Source organism: Ligilactobacillus equi DSM 15833 = JCM 10991, from assembly GCF_001435735.1.
Lineage (GTDB): Bacteria > Bacillota > Bacilli > Lactobacillales > Lactobacillaceae > Ligilactobacillus > Ligilactobacillus equi.
In genome coordinates this window covers 1-346 of record NZ_AZFH01000063.1, presented here as the reverse complement: position 1 = coordinate 346, position 346 = coordinate 1, and the positions used below count along the sequence as shown (strand labels likewise).

Annotated in this window: 1 protein-coding gene; it reads right to left on the bottom strand. The window is 32.4% G+C overall.

Going from position 1 to position 346, the window contains the following annotated elements:
• Positions 1-298, bottom strand: a 298-nt coding sequence (locus tag FC36_RS05615; protein WP_235805803.1) for a helix-turn-helix domain-containing protein, incomplete at its 3' end; no start/stop codon positions are given.
• Positions 299-346 lie beyond the last annotated feature (48 nt).

The following is a 346-nucleotide window of genomic DNA, read 5'->3' as shown; positions in this document are numbered from 1 at the left end:
TAGGTCTACCATGTTTCTTTTTGAAGAACATTAACCACGCCTGATAAAGATTATTAGTCACCACTTGTAAACTGGAGCTATCACTTTCTTTTAGAAAGTCATATTCTTGTTTAAGTGGTTTGAGTAGGTAATTCATATCGTAAGCTGACAAAACCTTTAAACTGGGATTGTTTTTATACCGTTGGTTAATTAGATTTAACATCCCATTCCAAACAAATCTATCATTGCCAAACATCCACGCTAATTGTTGTTTCTGTCTAGCATTAGGGTAGATTTTTAGTTTGATTCCTTTTAACATTTTATTTCACCACCTTTCTATACATTTATCGTAACATATGTTGTTTGC